14 protein-coding genes are annotated in these 15,549 nt (G+C 42.6%); 9 read left to right on the top strand and 5 right to left on the bottom strand.

All coding sequences use genetic code 11. The features are described 5' to 3' along the window. Positions 1-108: 108 nt before the first annotated feature. Positions 109-1,401 (top strand): adenylosuccinate synthase, encoded by a 1,293-nt coding sequence (locus tag AB5627_RS02335; RefSeq protein WP_195221633.1) that lies wholly within the window; start codon positions 109-111, stop codon positions 1,399-1,401. Positions 1,402-1,447: 46 nt separating this feature from the next. On the opposite strand, the gene dprA is transcribed toward AB5627_RS02335, so the two are convergent. Continuing rightward, complete coding sequence (gene dprA / locus AB5627_RS02340; protein ID WP_022287314.1) at positions 1,448-2,335, bottom strand: DNA-processing protein DprA; 888 nt, start codon at positions 2,333-2,335, stop codon at positions 1,448-1,450. A gap of 175 nt (positions 2,336-2,510) precedes the next feature. Here dprA and AB5627_RS02345 point away from each other — a divergent pair, with 175 nt between their 5' ends. The 3 genes from AB5627_RS02345 (at position 2,511) to AB5627_RS02355 (ending at position 7,286) form a co-directional block, all read left to right on the top strand. Then, on the top strand, positions 2,511-5,228 hold the full coding sequence (locus AB5627_RS02345; protein WP_368369650.1) for a beta-glucuronidase: 2,718 nt from the start codon (positions 2,511-2,513) through the stop codon (positions 5,226-5,228). 192 nt (positions 5,229-5,420) lie between these two features. Continuing rightward, a complete protein-coding gene (locus tag AB5627_RS02350) occupies positions 5,421-6,434 on the top strand; it encodes a M15 family metallopeptidase (protein WP_278945908.1) in 1,014 nt (337 codons plus the stop codon). An 18-nt stretch (positions 6,435-6,452) separates the two neighbouring features. After that, complete coding sequence (locus AB5627_RS02355) at positions 6,453-7,286, top strand: alpha/beta hydrolase (protein ID WP_117923844.1); 834 nt, start codon at positions 6,453-6,455, stop codon at positions 7,284-7,286. A 278-nt stretch (positions 7,287-7,564) separates the two neighbouring features. On the opposite strand, the gene AB5627_RS02360 is transcribed toward AB5627_RS02355, so the two are convergent. Next, positions 7,565-8,683 (bottom strand): 5-methyltetrahydropteroyltriglutamate--homocysteine S-methyltransferase, encoded by a 1,119-nt coding sequence (locus tag AB5627_RS02360; RefSeq protein WP_368369651.1) that lies wholly within the window; start codon positions 8,681-8,683, stop codon positions 7,565-7,567. 229 nt (positions 8,684-8,912) lie between these two features. Here AB5627_RS02360 and AB5627_RS02365 point away from each other — a divergent pair, with 229 nt between their 5' ends. Continuing rightward, a complete protein-coding gene (locus AB5627_RS02365; RefSeq protein WP_022287319.1) occupies positions 8,913-9,506 on the top strand; it encodes a DUF3267 domain-containing protein in 594 nt (197 codons plus the stop codon). Positions 9,507-9,962: 456 nt separating this feature from the next. After that, entirely contained in the window at positions 9,963-11,033 is a 1,071-nt protein-coding gene (locus AB5627_RS02370) for a hypothetical protein (RefSeq protein WP_022287321.1), read from the top strand. On the opposite strand, the gene AB5627_RS02375 is transcribed toward AB5627_RS02370, so the two are convergent. Then, positions 11,023-11,466, bottom strand: a complete 444-nt coding sequence (locus AB5627_RS02375) for an N-acetyltransferase (protein WP_022287322.1) — start codon at positions 11,464-11,466, stop codon at positions 11,023-11,025. The two genes, AB5627_RS02370 and AB5627_RS02375, sit on opposite strands and share 11 nt — an antisense overlap. Positions 11,467-11,608: 142 nt before the next feature. Between AB5627_RS02375 and AB5627_RS02380 the strand changes: the two genes are divergently transcribed. From AB5627_RS02380 to AB5627_RS02390, 3 genes are read left to right on the top strand one after another with little or no spacing between them, the layout of a single operon-like run. Next, positions 11,609-12,637 carry a DnaD domain protein gene (locus AB5627_RS02380; RefSeq protein ID WP_022287323.1) on the top strand — a complete coding sequence of 343 codons (1,029 nt, stop codon included), beginning with the start codon at positions 11,609-11,611 and terminating at the stop codon, positions 12,635-12,637. A gap of 13 nt (positions 12,638-12,650) precedes the next feature. Continuing rightward, positions 12,651-13,631, top strand: coding sequence for an ATP-binding protein (locus AB5627_RS02385; RefSeq protein WP_022287324.1), 981 nt, complete (start codon positions 12,651-12,653; stop codon positions 13,629-13,631). 10 nt (positions 13,632-13,641) lie between these two features. Beyond that, the gene (locus tag AB5627_RS02390) at positions 13,642-14,970 is read left to right on the top strand and encodes a triacylglycerol lipase (protein WP_022287325.1); all 1,329 of its coding nucleotides are present in this window, start codon (positions 13,642-13,644) and stop codon (positions 14,968-14,970) included. A gap of 39 nt (positions 14,971-15,009) precedes the next feature. Here the strand turns inward: AB5627_RS02390 and AB5627_RS02395 are convergent, their stop codons facing one another. Then, the gene (locus tag AB5627_RS02395) at positions 15,010-15,177 is read right to left on the bottom strand and encodes a hypothetical protein (RefSeq protein ID WP_181987764.1); all 168 of its coding nucleotides are present in this window, start codon (positions 15,175-15,177) and stop codon (positions 15,010-15,012) included. Positions 15,178-15,180: 3 nt separating this feature from the next. After that, a complete protein-coding gene (locus AB5627_RS02400; RefSeq protein ID WP_022287326.1) occupies positions 15,181-15,531 on the bottom strand; it encodes an Hpt domain-containing protein in 351 nt (116 codons plus the stop codon). Between the last annotated feature and the right edge of the window lie 18 nt (positions 15,532-15,549).

Genomic DNA, 15,549 nt, shown 5'->3' on the forward strand with positions numbered 1-15,549 from the left:
GCCTTTACATATAGAATGTTTTGTGCTATAATATTCTAGTGGCAGTATTGATTTTAATAAATATCTGCTACTAATTTTGCTGTTTTATGGCAAGGAGGATAAAATTAAATGGTTAGAGCGATTGTCGGCGCAAACTGGGGCGACGAGGGTAAGGGCAAGCTTACCGATATGCTTGCTGAAAAGTCTGATATAGTAGTAAGATTTCAGGGCGGTGCTAACGCAGGACATACTATTGTAAATCACTACGGAAAGTTCGCTTTGCACACTTTGCCTTCCGGCGTATTCTATGATCACACAACAAATATTATCGGCAACGGTGTTGCACTTAATATCCCTGTATTTTTCAATGAGCTTAAAAAGGTAACTTCCGAAGGCGTTCCAATGCCTAAGATACTTATTTCCGACAGAGCGCAGATGGTAATGCCATATCACGTTCTGTTTGACCAGTACGAAGAGGAAAGACTCGGAAAGGCAAGCTTCGGCTCAACAAAATCGGGTATCGCACCTTTCTATTCTGATAAATATGCAAAGATAGGTTTCCAGGTACAGGAGCTGTTTGACGAAGAGGCTCTCAAGGTAAAGATCAAGAGAGTTCTTGAAACAAAGAACATTCTTCTTGAACATCTCTATCACAAGCCTCCTATCGACGCTGATGAGCTTTTCAACACTCTTATGGAGTATAAGGAAATGGTAGCACCATACGTATGCGACGTATCTGCTTTCCTTTGGAACGCTATCAAAGAGGGCAAGAACGTTCTTCTTGAGGGTCAGCTTGGCTCACTGAAGGATCCTGACCACGGTATCTATCCAATGGTAACATCTTCATCTACACTGGCAGCATACGGTGCTATCGGTGCAGGTATACCTCCTTATGAGATAAAGACTATCGTAACTGTTGTTAAGGCTTATTCTTCCGCAGTTGGTGCAGGTGCATTCATTTCTGAGATATTCGGCGATGAGGCTGACGAGCTGAGAAAGAGAGGCGGCGACGGCGGAGAGTTTGGTGCAACAACAGGCAGACCTAGAAGAATGGGTTGGTTCGACTGCGTTGCAACTAAGTATGGCTGCCGTATCCAGGGCGCAACAGATGTTGCTTTCACAGTAGTTGACGTTCTTGGCTATCTTGACAAAATACCTGTATGCGTAGGCTATGAGATAGACGGCGAGGTAACAACAGACTTTCCTACAACAAGAAAGCTTGAAAAGGCAAAGCCTGTTTTTGAAGTTCTCGACGGCTGGAAGTCAGACATCAGGGGCATCAAGAAGTATGAAGATCTTCCTGAAAACTGCAAGAAGTATATCGACTTCGTTGAAAAGCATATCGGCTTCCCTATCACAATGGTTTCAAACGGACCAAAGAGAGAGGACATCATCTACAGAGAAAGCCCACTTTCAAAGTAATTTCAAATATCACAAAAGGCTGCGGCAAAAAGTCGCAGCCTTTTTTCTATATTTTTGCCTTGTTAAGGAGATAGAGGATATCTTTCGGTGAATAGACTTCTATTGCTCCGTCACGGAGAAGCGCACACTGTCCTGCGTATTTCTCGCTGAAAATGTCATGAGGCGGTATAACAAAAACGTCTTTATTCTGGGATAAAGCATGATTTACAGTATTCAGCGTGCCGCTGCGTATTCCTGCTTCAACCACAAGAACGCAATGTGAAAGTGCCGAAACAATGCGGTTTCTTATACGAAAATTCTCAGGAACAGGTCTTGCCTGCGGGAAAAATTCTGAAATAGCTACCCCATGTGTTGCTATCTCACGCTTGAAGCCCGTCCTGCCACGAGGATAATCATATTCTAGCCCACAGCCCATAACAGCTACAGTGCTTCCACCTGCACGCATCGCACTGCGGTGTGCGGCAGTGTCGATACCCATAGCAAATCCGCTTATGATATTTACTCCTCGCTCTGCAAGAAAACTTGAAAACTCCTCCGCCACGACTACAGAATAATCGCTTGGTTCTCTAGTGCCGATAATGGCAACGCTCTTTTCAATAGACAGACAGCTTACATCGCCACGGCAGAAAAGCACAGCAGGTGGACATTCTATCTGTTTCAACCGTTCAGGATAAAGAGGATCGTCAGGGGTGAGGATATATATACCCTTTTTCTCGCAGTATTCAGCCACCTGTTTCGCCTGAAAGAACGTACAGCAGGCTATCTTTTCAGCCTCCTGCTGAGTAACATATCCACAGCGCAGTGACAATAGATCATCGCACATTTCTTCAACGCTGTCATAATATGACATAACATCCCACAAACGCTTGTCCGCAGGTCCGAACGCAACATCGAGCCACAGCCACAACAGCTTTCTATCTGTATTTTCAAGCATTTTTCCCGCACCTCCAGTTGGCAGATTTCTTTTAATCTTATTGTATCATATTTTATTGTTAAAAACAACAAAATTTTATAGCATTTTGGTTAAATCAAAGGATTACTGTTGAAAAGGGCAATACCATATGTTATAATGGATATTGAAAATTTGAACTTGAAAGGATAGTTGCTTAATGATAAACAAGCTTGACCTCAGCGGTGAGTGGCTGCTGTGTCTTGACAAGGAATGTAAGGGTACTGACCTTGTTTTTGATGATACAATAAACCTTCCAAACACCACTTCCAACGCTAAAAAAGGCGAATACAATACTAAGAGAGAAACAGGCTTTCTTACAGACACATATAAATTTGAGGGCTTTGCATGGTTCAGAAAAAACGTTGACTTCTCTGCTCTGCAATGTGAAAATCTTAAACTTTATCTTGAAAGAACAAGAATAACTGAACTTTATATAGACGGCAAAAAGATAGGCAGGCAGGAGAGCCTTTGCACTCCGCACATCTATGACCTGAACGAGTATATCGGTACTGGCGTGCATGAAATGACTATCTGCGTTTCAAATGTTGGCTACAAGACCAAGGGCGGACACCTGACTTCACCTGACACTCAAACCAACTGGAACGGAATCACAGGACGCATCGAGCTTATAGGCTACAAAAACGCCCACGCTGAAAATGTTATGCTTTGGTGCGATATTCATAACAAGACAGTAAGAGTAACAGCCAACATAACAGGCGGAAAAAGCGGAAAAGCTGTCATAAGCGCTGAGAGTTTCAACAGCGAAAAAAGCCACACTCCTGAGGTGCAGAGCTTTGAATACACCGACGGCAAGCTTGACGCTTTATACAAAATGGGCGACGATTGCCTGCTTTGGAGTGAGCATGAGCCTAATCTCTACAAGCTGAGAATAGATATCGACGGTGACATGAGCGAGCATATCATCGGTATGCGTGAGTTCATGACTGAGGGTGGAAAGTTCACCATAAACGGAGAAAAAACCTTTCTCAGAGGAAAGCATGACGGCATGATATTCCCTAAGACCGCTTTTGCACCTACCGACCTTGAGGAATGGCTGAGGGTAATGAAGATATCAAAGTCATACGGCATGAACCACTACCGCTATCACACCTGCTGTCCCCCTGAGGCTGCGTTTGTCGCTGCGGATATGCTTGGAATTTATATGGAGCCACAGCTTCCTTTCTGGGGAACTATCACAGAAGAGGGCGAGGAAAACCACAATCAGGAGGAGCAGGATTTCCTCGTTGAAGAGGGCTTCAATATGCTGAAATTCTTCGGCAATCACCCTTCCTACTGCATGATGTCAATGGGCAACGAGCTTTGGGGTTCAAAGAAGATACTCAACGATATAATAGGCGGCTACAAGAAATTTGACAACAGACACCTTTACACACAAGGTTCAAACAATTTCCAGTGGTTCCCTAACGTTATAGAAAATGACGATTTCTTTGTTGGCGTAAGACTTGCAAACGACAGGCTTATAAGAGGCTCATACGCTATGTGTGACGCTCCACTTGGTCATATTCAGACTGACAAGCCTGCGGCAAATCACGATTATGACAGCATTATAAGACCTAAGAAGCAGGCAAGCTCCACGGAAATTTCAGAGGACGGCACTGTTCAGATACAGTACGGCACGACCATGAAAACTGTCAAGGCAAGCGATGCTGACGCAGATTTTATCCCTGAAGTGCCTATCGTTACTCACGAAATAGGTCAGTATGAAACTTATCCGAACTTCAAGGAGATAGAGAAATACACGGGCTCCCTTAAAGCCAGAAACTTTGAGGTATTCAGAGAAAGACTTGATGAAAAGGGTCTGCTTCCGCTGGCTGAGGATTATTTCAAATGCTCAGGCAAGCTTGCTGTACAGTGCTATAAAGAAGAAATGGAGGCTGTTTTCCGTTCAAGACTTCTCGGCGGTTTCCAGATACTCGATATTCAGGATTTCAGCGGTCAGGGTACTGCCCTTGTGGGTGTACTTGACGCATTCATGGACAGCAAGGGTCTTATCACCGACAGCGAATGGAGAGAGTTCTGCAATGACGCCGTTGTAATGGCACGCTTTGACAGCTATGTTTTCGAGGCAGGCAGCAGCTTTAAGGCCCACGCAGAGCTTTGCAATTACAGACCTGAGCTTAAAGGCGGCAAACTTATCTGCACCCTCGCTCTTGAAAGCGGCGAAGTAATCGGCAAGGTGGAAAAAGATTTTGTATCAGAGGGCAATTACACCGACATTTGCGACGCAGAGTTCACTTTCCCACAAGTCGAAAAGAACACAAAGGCTGTGCTTTCACTTGAGATAGAGGGCACTGACATTCACAATCATTATGACCTTTGGGCGATACCTACCGTTGAAAAGACCGACATAAGCGGTGCGTACATTTTCGACGAGGTGAACGATGAGGCTGAGAGCCTGTTGAAACAGGGCAAGACCGTACTTATCGTCCCTGACCTTTCAAGGCTTGAAAATTCTATTGAGGGCTTCTACTGTCAGGACTTCTGGTGCTATCATATGTTCTGTATCATCTCACAGATGATGAAAAAACCTGACCCTGTTGGCACAATGGGACTTCTTATCGACAATGAACACCCTGCTCTTGCAGGCTTTGCAGGGGAAAAATACTCAACGCCTCAGTGGTGGGAGATAGTTCAGAACTCACGCTCGGTTATTCTTGACGACTTTAAGGGCGAGAAAAATGTTATCGTGAGAACTATCGACAACTTTGACCGCAACCACGATCTTTCACTCCTCTACGAGTATGAAAAGGACGGCGGCAAGGTGGTAGTTTGCTCATGCGATTTTGATAAGCTTTCCCACTCCCCTGAGGGACGTGCGTTCATAAAGTCTGTTGTTGACTATGTAAGAAACTAACAGAATTTTTATTACTAAGGGCTGTACTGTTTTGCGGTACAGCCCTTATTTTGTTTGTGCTTGTTGCATAAAACGTCCGCAAAACATTTGTCTGATATAACAAAAGTGCCGACACTACAGTGGCATATGGTTCACTTATTACGAAAAATGTGTTATAATTTAGGTGTATGTTATACAGGAAGGTGATGTTAAGTGCCAAAAGTAAAACGTTATAAATACAAGAATATTGCAGCGGCTCTTGCCATACTGCTTTTGATCATTCTGGGAATATCTACATCGTGCAGTTCAAAAGCTGACAGCCCTAAGAAAATTTCCGACAGCTCGTCAAACTCCTCTGCGGTCAAGGCTGACAGCAGCAGTAAAAAAGCTGTAAAAAAGCTTACGGGCAATTATATTTATGTTACCGCAAAAAACAAAACTGATATGGTAAATGGAGATCTTGTTCTCGTTAATGGCGACCACTCATTCACCGGTACAGTGAATAACACAGACACAGTTTATTCCTATTTGTTTGACAAGAACGGAAGTCAAATAATGTCCACCAGCAGCACTCAACTGACGGCTAAAAAAGAGACCTTTGAAGCCTTTGGCAAAATGGGCAATGATTTTTATGCTGACAAGAAGATATCAACACTTATGATAAACACAGCTATGCCTGCGGAAGATGATGAAGACAGCAGCTCTGCCTGCTACGAGCATGACACTGGACTTGCCTTTGACCTGCATCTTTATGACGCAAGCACAGGCGCATATCCTGAGTTCACAGGCGAGGGAGATTATAGTTGGATATCTGAAAACTGCTGGAAATACGGACTTATCCTCAGATACCCAGAGGACAAAGCTGACATCACAGGTGTAAGCCCTATGGCTTATCATTTCAGATATGTAGGAATACCACACGCTGAGATAATGACAGCAAACAAGCTTTGCCTTGAAGAATACATAGATTTTGTCAAGGACTATACATTTGAAAAACCGCTTACATTCACGGCTTTTGACGACACTGAGTATTCAGTTTACTACGTTGCCGCAGACAAGGGCAGCACCACAAACGTGCCTGTACCACTTGACGACAGCAACAATGAGCGTCCTAACACTATCTCAGGCAACAACGTTGACGGCTATATCGTCTGCGTAAATATGACAGAAAATGCAGCACCTGCTGACTCGTCCTCTCAGACAGACCAGCAGGCGGCTACAGAATAAATTTTCGGAGGAAAGAAAATGCTTAAAGAAACAGTAGAAATAAAAGTGGATTATGAAAAGGCTGGCGTTTCAAGCGAAGGCTGCGCACCTGTGCTTGATTGCTATTACAACACGCTAACTGAGGAAATAGGCAGAAAGAAGCACAAGGCTGTTATCGTTTGTCCAGGCGGAGGATATGATTGGTGTTCTGAGCGTGAAGCTGAGCCTGTTGCATTCAGATTTTTGGGTGCAGGCATATGTGCGTTTGTGTTGAGATATTCATGCGTCAAGAAAAAATTTCCTACTGACGTTCTTGAATGTGCAGCGGCTGTCAAGTATGTTAGAGATAATGCGGAGAAATTTGACATTGACCCTGACAAGATAATAGTATGCGGTTTTTCAGCAGGCGGACACCTTGCGGCAACAATGGCAAACTTCTGGAACAGCGAGCTGCTCACAAAGCCTCTTGGCTGCAACCCTGAGGACATCAAGGTAAACGGCTCTATCTTGGGCTATCCTGTTATCACATCCGAACCTGAATACACTCATGAAGGCTCAATACTCAATATTATTGGCGAGGAAAAATCATCGGAGCTCAGAGAGCTTGTTTCAATGGAGAAGAGAGTATCGGAGAACACTCCTCCTACATTCATCTGGCACTGTGCTGATGATGGCTGTGTAAGGGTTGAGAACACACTTTGGTATATGTGCAGTCTTTCAAAGTATCACATTCCATTCGAGAGCCACATTTATGAATACGGTGGACATGGACTTGCATTGTGCGACGAAACCACTGCCACATGGGAAGGTCACTATCAGCCGGTGGCGGCTCATTGGGCAGAGGCGGCTATTGATTGGGTACATAGGCTATAAAAAATACGTTGCGTGTGGCAACATAATTAAGCTAAAAAAATGACTCACATCAATTTGATATATACTCATATAGACATTTTCAAAGAACTAATATGAATGACCTATATAGTGAAATATGAACAAAACAGGTAGATACCTCAATTGAGTTATCTACCTGTTTTTATTTATCCTTTTCTCTGCACTCGTATGATCTGTTAATAAGTCGGATATGTTTTGACATGAGTCATTTTTTATCAAGAATATTGAGTATCCCTCGGGATATATGTTAAATCTGTTGGTTATCCCCAAACTTCCTCTGCGATCTCCTTAACAAGAGCAAGCTTTGCCCACTGTTCCTCCTCTGTGAGCTTGTTGCCTATCTCGCAGGAAGCGAAGCCGCACTGTGGGCTAAGGCAAAGTCTGTCAAGTGAGATGTATTTTGCAGCCTCGTGGATACGGTCGATAACAGCCTGCTTGTCCTCAAGCTCAGGCTTCTTTGATGTGATAAGTCCGAGGACTACCTTCTTGTCGCCGCTTACTGCTTTCAAAGGTTCAAAGCCACCTGAACGCTCATCATCAAATTCAAGATAATATGCGCTTACGTTTTCACCTGCGAAAAGTGTTTCTGCAACGCTGTCATAAGCACCGCTGCTTGCATATGTTGAGTGGAAGTTACCACGGCAAACGTGTGTTGTGATAACAAGATCCTCAGGCTTGCCCTCGATAGCAAGGTTGTTTATTCTCAACAGAAGTCTTTTTATATCCTCAAGACCTGCGTCATCAACTTCAAAAATAGCCTTTGCATTAGGGTCAACTATCATGCCCCATGAGCAGTCGTCGAACTGAATGTTGCGGCAACCTGCTGCGTAAAGATCAGCGATGACTTTTCTGTAGCCCTTTGCGATATCCTGAACAAGCTCTTCTGTATCGTCATAATACTTCTTTGTGTTCTCCAGTGCGAAAGGCATTATCATCTGCTCAAGAAACTGTGCAGGTGCAGGGATAGTCTGCTTTGCGACTGTGTTCTCGTCCTCGAGAGCCTTAACGAATTTAAAATGCTCAACAAATGGGTGGTCGCCAACTGATACCTTGCCTGTGAGGTATGTATCGTCTATCATTGCGGCTTCACCATGGAATGGCAGACCTGTCTGTGTCTTGCTGTGACCAACTCCGTTGAAGCCCCACATAAAGTCAAGATGCCATGTTGCTCTGCGAAACTCGCCGTCTGTGATGATATGATAGCCAGCCTTTTTCTGTTTTGCAACGAGGTCAAGGATAGCCTTATCCTCTACCTCTTTAAGCTGCTCGGCTGTGATAGCGCCGTTTTCAAAATCTGCTCTTGCCTTTTTCAGATAGTCAGGTCTGAGAAAGCTGCCCACAAAATCGTAGCGGCATGGTGCTTTGATATTATTGTTCATTTTCATTACCTCTTTCATTTTACTATAGTTTATTTCCTATTGGTTTGCTGGTATTTAGTATAGCACGAAAAAAGGCGATAGTAAAATATTTATTTCTGTGGGATAGATATAGTTTCAAACTATATCGGATCGAATAGTTTGCTTGACTTTGGGGCATATGGTGTGGTATAATGAATAATACGATATAGTTAGACGATAAATCGAGATTAGATAAACAAAGGTATGTAATATGATAAAAATTGTGTGGTCAATAAAAGATATAAATAAATATCAAACAGGAAACTTACCCGATAATGCAATAAAGATAGAAACGCCTAAGAGCGTCGATGAACTGATGAAAAAAGCGTTGCCGATAGCTGTAATTCTATGTGTTTTACTTTTTGCCGCTATGCTTGGTAAAACCATTGTGTGCAAGGTGGTCGTGATCTCTCCAATATTTATTCTGGTGGGATTTGCTTTAGGCTTTTTATTGTTGATAATTCACGAGTGGTTACACGGAATCGTTTATCCTAAGGACGCAGATGTAACAATAGGAAGAATTAAAGGAAAGACAACATTTGTGGCATTAGCATCATATCCATTAAAACGAGATAGGTTTATATTGATGTGTCTGCTGCCTTTTGTTCTTGGGGTGATTCCTTTTATATTATTTTTAATTAGTCCTGCCGAATTTAGAGTATTTAATGGATTGAATTTTGGTATGGCGTGTATGGGTATGGTTTCGCCATTTCCAGATGTTTATAATGTCCTTACCGTTCTAAGGCGCTCTGAAAAAAACGATTCAATAATGTTCTACAAAAATGATATGTACAAGATCTCTTGAATTTCCAGACTAAGCTTTACCCATATATTCCACCGATACAGCCCCCTCTGTATCGGTATTTTTCTGTCCTTACCGCCTTCCATCGCCCCAATTCTATTGACATTTCCACCTTGTTGTGCTATCATAAAAGTTTACGAGTTAGTCATAACTAGCTGTATGATACCGCAGAATTAAGATAGATAAGAAAGGCGGAACATAATGAAAAGTTCTGCAATAGTAAAAAAGGCACTGCATAAAGCGGACGGCGTTTTGTATCCTGTTGCAGGCAGGAAAGATAAAGTCGTTATTACAATATCAAGTTGCAACGTCATGCAATGAAAGTTTTTTTACTTTATTCAAGCTTTTTTTGTCCACCTAATTTTTTTGAACAATCATGCTTTTTCTGACATATTATAAAAATGAAAATGCAAACGCAGTCACACTGATCTGATGCGTTTGAGATATGGAGGGTAATTTATGTCAGAAAAGTATTTTTTTGGTGCAATGACGCAGAATGGGTTTTCCACGGAATTTGGCAAGATAATGGCTGATAAGGAGTATTTCACATTCATACTCAAAGGAGGTGCAGGCACGGGAAAATCTTCACTTATGAAAAAGATAGCCGCCGAGTTTGAACCGACAGAGGACGTCACTAGATTTTATTGCTCCTCTGATCCTGCTTCCCTTGATGCAATCGTTCTGCATACATCAAAGGCCATAATCTGCGACGGCACTGCGCCACACGTTATGGAATGTTCATATCCAGGAGTTTGTCAGAAAATAATCAACTTAGGAGAGTATTGGGACGAAGAAAAACTGAAGGCCTTCAGATCTGAAATAATCGAGGTCACAGACAAAAACAAGTCGCTTTTGGCAAGAAGCAAAAGGTTTACCACTGCCCTGTCTAACGTTTGCTTTGATACCTACAATTGCGGTGAAGGCTGTCTGCTGGAGGAAAAGCTGAAAAGCTTCACAGAACGATCAGCAAAACGTCTTCTAAACAAAAAAGGCTCTGGCAGCGGCAAAACTGATCTTAGACAGTTGACCGCTTTGACAGAATACGGCTGTATGACGCAGCTTGCCACTCTTGACAGCTACCTTGACGTGTTCGCCATGAACGATGATTATTATGCCGCTTCCCACAAGTTCGTCACCCTCATGGCACAGCAGGCTGTAAAGCGAGGTTATGATGTTATCCTCTGCCCTGCTATCCTATTTGGCAACACCCTTTACGAGCATTTGCTTATCCCGGAGGCTGGCATCGCATTTGTGATAAATTCCCCTATAAGCCAGCTTGACGGCTTTGAAAAAGCTATCAACATGGGCAGATTTTATGACAAGAAAAAGATCTCAGCCCTGAAAACAAGACTGAGATTAGATAAAGTCACCGCCTCCGACCTTGCAGAGGAAGTGTATTCAGGCATCAAGAAAGCCAAGAAAGTCCATGACGAGATAGAAAAGTATTATATCGCCGCAATGGACCACGCCGCACTTAATAAGGTTTGCGACAGCATTTCAAGGGAAATTCACGAGAGAACTATAAAATAGTTTTCCACATTCCGTCGTAAGGCGCAGGCTCAAAGCCCATTTTCTTATAAAGCGATATGGCTCTGCCGTTTTCAAGCTCGACTTCAAGTCGGATACGGCGGAGCTTTTTGTCGCCATTTTCCTCGATATACTTAAAAAGCTCCCTGCCTAGACCTTTTGAGCGGTATTCCTCCAGCACAAAAAGCTCGTCTATCCATATAGTAATACCGCCTGCTTCAACTGAATATGTTTTCATTGTAACACAGTAGCCAACATTATTGCCGTCACAAACGAGCATATAACCCTGCACATACACGTCAGACCTCATCATTTCATCGAAGCCCTGCTCAAAATGCTCTCTTGGAACAGGTTTGTCCACCGCAGAAGAATTATAGAACTCAGTGGAAAATCTGATATAATCTTCCCTGTCCTCAGGCACAAATTTTCTTATCATTTTTATCTCTCCGTTTCTTTGGTATTAGCCTATTATAGCATTTTATTTACCAAAAGTCAAATGCACAAATTTTGTTGCAAAAGTCCAGATTATGTGATATAATTATTTTGGATATTTTTAATCATATTTGTGAGGATACATAATGATATATACTTTTGATTGCGACCGCTGGGGAAGCAGTTTTTCAGTGCCGTCTAAAGTGGTCGATAAATACATAAAATTAAGTGATGGCGACTTTGTAAAGGTACTTCTCTGCATACTCTGTTCAACGGAACGTGAATGCGACAGTGCAAAGCTTGCGGAAAAGTCCGGACTTTCTGAGAACACTGTCATTGACGCTGTGACACATTGGGTATCGCTAGGAGTCATCACCACAGAACACAGTGATACGACAAATCCTGCACAGGTCAAAGCCGTTTCTACGCCTGTTTCAGAGCCTGAAACAAAGGCCGAGCCTGTTTCAAAAGTTGAGGCAGTTGCCCCGAAACGTCAGAGCGTTTCAAACAAGCTGTGCATAAGGTACAAAAATTCCGAGATACTGGAAAAACAGCAGAAGGACCCTAACCTTGCACATCTTTTTGACGAGATACAAACCGTTTTACAACGCACTATCAATGGAACTGAGCAAGGGGAACTTCTTGCTCTTTACGAATATTACCGATTTGATGCTGCATCTATTCTCTTAGCCGCAGAATACTGTGTGTCACTTGAAAAGCACAACGTGTCTTACCTTGTGACAGTAATGCGTGGGTGGTTTGAACAAGACATCTGTACTTATCAACAAATTGAACAAGAAATAATTAGGCTTTCCAACATAAAAAAGTATGAATTCAAGGTACTGAAAATTTTCGGACAGACCGCAAAGCCGTCAAAGCAGCAGCTCGAGTTTATAGAAAAGTGGCGAACAATGGGCTTCACTGTTGAAATGCTGGAGATAGCCTATAACAAGTGCGTTGACAATACCAACAAACTGAATTACAAATATATAGACACTATACTGTCAAACTGGGCTGGCAAGAGCATCACTACCCCTGAACAGGTCACACACGAGGACGAAAAGTACCACACCTCCAAGAAAAATAAGAATACTAATAAGCAAACTTCCTATAATCTTGATGATTTTGAAAAATTCGCAATGAATTTTGATCTAGAAAAATCAGGAAAGCTATGATAAGGAGTAGAAAATGAAATATTCAATAACCGCATATGACAAGGCTGAAAATGAACTTAAAAGACGGCGTGAAGCTGTCATGAACGAGCATGAGGTCCACGCTCAGGAGATAGCACAGCGACTTCCTGAAATAGAGGTTCTTACAAGATCACTAAAAGCAAATAACTGTGAACTAATGAAGGGCATAGTAGGCAAAAATGCTCATGGAAGAGAATATATACAAAAAATGCGTCAAAACAATGCCAATACTAAACGTGCCATTAAAGGACTGCTTAAAATGGGAGGTTATCCTGAAGACTACCTTGATTATCACTATTACTGTCCTAAATGCTGTGATTATGGCTATCGTGACGGAGTGAAGTGCCAGTGCTTCACCGACTTGCTGAAAAAATACACCACTGAGGAGCTTAACGAGAATTGCAGTATCCAGCTCCACGATTTCTCTGAGTTCAGAATAGAATTTTATCCTGAAAGCGACGGTAACGGAATGTCACCGAGAGAGAAAATGAGAACGGTGTATTCAAACTGCCGTGCATATGCTGACAAATTTCATGAAAACTCTCCATCACTGTTTTTCATTGGCAAAACAGGTCTTGGCAAGACTTTTCTTTCAGCCTGCATTGCAAATGAACTTATACAAAAGGGCTACAGCGTCATTTTCGCCTCTCTGCTTAAGCTTCTCAGACAGATAGAGGACGAGCATTTCGGCAGAGCTACAGGTCAGACACTTGACATCATAGAGAATGCCGACCTTGTTATCCTTGACGACCTCGGCTCAGAATTTCAAACGAGCTTTACAGATTCCGTGATCTATGAAATAATCAACGAGCGTATCAACCTTGGCAGGCCAACGATAATCTCTACCAATCTCACCAATGAAGAATACAATGGAAAATATAATGAGCGTATAGTTTCGAGGCTCACAGGCTGTTTCATGCCTATTATGTTTGTGGGAAACGATATTAGACACGTAAAGCTGAAAAATAATCTTTAAGGGGTAAAAAATGAAAAAAATTAGGGGAACTTTTCTTTCTATACCGGTGCTTCTGCTTGCAAACGCACCTTTGCTGTGGAAACTTATTGACATAAATTCTCTGCTCAAAACGCTTATCATCATACTTTTTGCACTATACACCTTGGTTTTCATGTTCAAATCACATGGACGCAAAGGTTCTCATGGAAAAATCCGACGGCTTGATTCCGGAGCGTTTGTACTTGGCTGCGGTGTTTTGCAAAGCGTTATACAGCTTATAATAGTGATAGCGCTTTGCTTTACAAAGCTGAACGGTTGGCGGCTTCTTGCAAATGCACTTTGCGCTTATGCTATAACAACGCTTTTGTGTTTGAGTGGCATTGTGCGGATAGCGGCTTCGGCACGTCAGGTGAAAATACTGTGGTATGTTATTCTGTTATTCACCTGGTACATACCTCTTGTGAACTGCATCGTGTTCAGAAAATTCTACAAGACAGCGAGAAGTGAATACTACTTCGAGCAGGCAAAGCTTGACCTTGACGCTGCACGAAAAGAGAACGAGATATGCAAGACAAAGTATCCTATACTTATGGTGCATGGCATATTCTTCCGTGATTGGCAGGTAATAAACTATTGGGGCAGGGTACCTAATGAACTTATTAGAAATGGCGCAGAGGTCTATTACGGCAAGCAACAGTCCGCCAACAAAGTATCCGTCAGTGCCACTGAGGTAGCTGAAAGGATAAAAGAAGTCATTGCAGAAACTGGCGCAGAAAAGGTCAACATAATCGCACACTCAAAGGGTGGGCTTGACTCGAGATACGCTATCTCTCACCTCGGCATGGACAAATATGTGGCAACTCTTACCACCATAAACACGCCACACTATGGCTGTAAATTCGTTGATATGCTTCTTGAGAAGATACCTGAGAGCATACAGGGCTTTGTTGATAGAAAATACAACAAGCTTTTCACTGCTCTGGGTGACAAAGGCCCAAGCTTTTTAGATGGCGTTTATGACCTGACTTACAAAAACTGCTCTGAGCTTAACGCAAGCACCCCTGACAGCCAGTTGGTTTCCTACCGCTCCGTGATGAGCAAAATGAACAGTATACGTTCCGCAGGTTTTCCGTTAAATATCGGCTATCTGCTCAACAAGCCATACGGCAAGGGCAATGACGGGCTAGTAACAGTTGAGTCGGGACTTTATGGTGAAAACGCCAAGATGATAGAACACAAGGGCAAGCGTGGCATTTCTCATGGCGACGTTATCGACCTTTTCAGGGAGAACATCAAAGATTTTGACGTGAGAGAATTTTATGTAGATATAGTAAAAGAACTTAAAGAACAAGGCTTCTGATAAAAAAACACCCGTATCGCACATGATACGGGTGTTTTGCTATTTTCTGGGGCAAATTAAATATTTCATTCTGAAAAGCTGTCTGCCCTTGATAGTTTTGCGATTGAAGTTTGCTATCTTCCCATTAAACGCAGACATCATTCTAAGCTCATGGGTTGGAAGCTCCTCCTCACCATAAAACCGACAGTCTGACAGACTATCGGTCAAAACTCAGTTATCTATTTTTGTCACAGTGTCATAAACTATCTTATATTTTTCGCAGACCTTTTCATAATCCTGCTCATAGCCTGACAGCTCACCGTCCCTAAGATCCTCTGTAAGGTCATAGCTCGCCTTGTAAAGCTCATCAAAGCCAAGATTGCTACAAATGCCTTTGAGGGTGTGAGCCATACGGAAAGCTTCCTTGGCGTTTTTCTCCTCTAAAGCCTTGCACATATCCTGAAAAGTTGTATCATCAGCAAATCTTTTTGCAAACTTTGTTATCATTTTCTCACTGCCGAAACGTACCAGAACGCTGTCATAACTTGCGCCAATGCTTTCATAAAATTCTCTAGTAGTCATCAGGACACTCCTTACAAA

The organism is Ruminococcus sp. RTP21198st1_G1_RTP21198_201120 (assembly GCF_040924265.1).
Taxonomy (GTDB): Bacteria; Bacillota; Clostridia; order Oscillospirales; family Ruminococcaceae; genus Hominimerdicola; species Hominimerdicola aceti.

What these genes read in the sequence shown, in the direction of transcription:
- AB5627_RS02375 (WP_022287322.1), bottom strand. Translation starts at nt 11,466, where the DNA reads ATGATAAGAAAATTTGTGCCTGAGGACAGGGAAGATTATATCAGATTT.
- AB5627_RS02345 (WP_368369650.1), top strand. Translation starts at nt 2,511, where the DNA reads ATGATAAACAAGCTTGACCTCAGCGGTGAGTGGCTGCTGTGTCTTGAC.
- AB5627_RS02335 (WP_195221633.1), top strand. Translation starts at nt 109, where the DNA reads ATGGTTAGAGCGATTGTCGGCGCAAACTGGGGCGACGAGGGTAAGGGC.
- AB5627_RS02370 (WP_022287321.1), top strand. Translation starts at nt 9,963, where the DNA reads ATGTCAGAAAAGTATTTTTTTGGTGCAATGACGCAGAATGGGTTTTCC.
- AB5627_RS02365 (WP_022287319.1), top strand. Translation starts at nt 8,913, where the DNA reads ATGATAAAAATTGTGTGGTCAATAAAAGATATAAATAAATATCAAACA.
- AB5627_RS02400 (WP_022287326.1), bottom strand. Translation starts at nt 15,531, where the DNA reads ATGACTACTAGAGAATTTTATGAAAGCATTGGCGCAAGTTATGACAGC.
- AB5627_RS02355 (WP_117923844.1), top strand. Translation starts at nt 6,453, where the DNA reads ATGCTTAAAGAAACAGTAGAAATAAAAGTGGATTATGAAAAGGCTGGC.
- AB5627_RS02360 (WP_368369651.1), bottom strand. Translation starts at nt 8,683, where the DNA reads ATGAACAATAATATCAAAGCACCATGCCGCTACGATTTTGTGGGCAGC.
- AB5627_RS02380 (WP_022287323.1), top strand. Translation starts at nt 11,609, where the DNA reads ATGATATATACTTTTGATTGCGACCGCTGGGGAAGCAGTTTTTCAGTG.
- AB5627_RS02385 (WP_022287324.1), top strand. Translation starts at nt 12,651, where the DNA reads ATGAAATATTCAATAACCGCATATGACAAGGCTGAAAATGAACTTAAA.
- AB5627_RS02390 (WP_022287325.1), top strand. Translation starts at nt 13,642, where the DNA reads ATGAAAAAAATTAGGGGAACTTTTCTTTCTATACCGGTGCTTCTGCTT.
- dprA (WP_022287314.1), bottom strand. Translation starts at nt 2,335, where the DNA reads ATGCTTGAAAATACAGATAGAAAGCTGTTGTGGCTGTGGCTCGATGTT.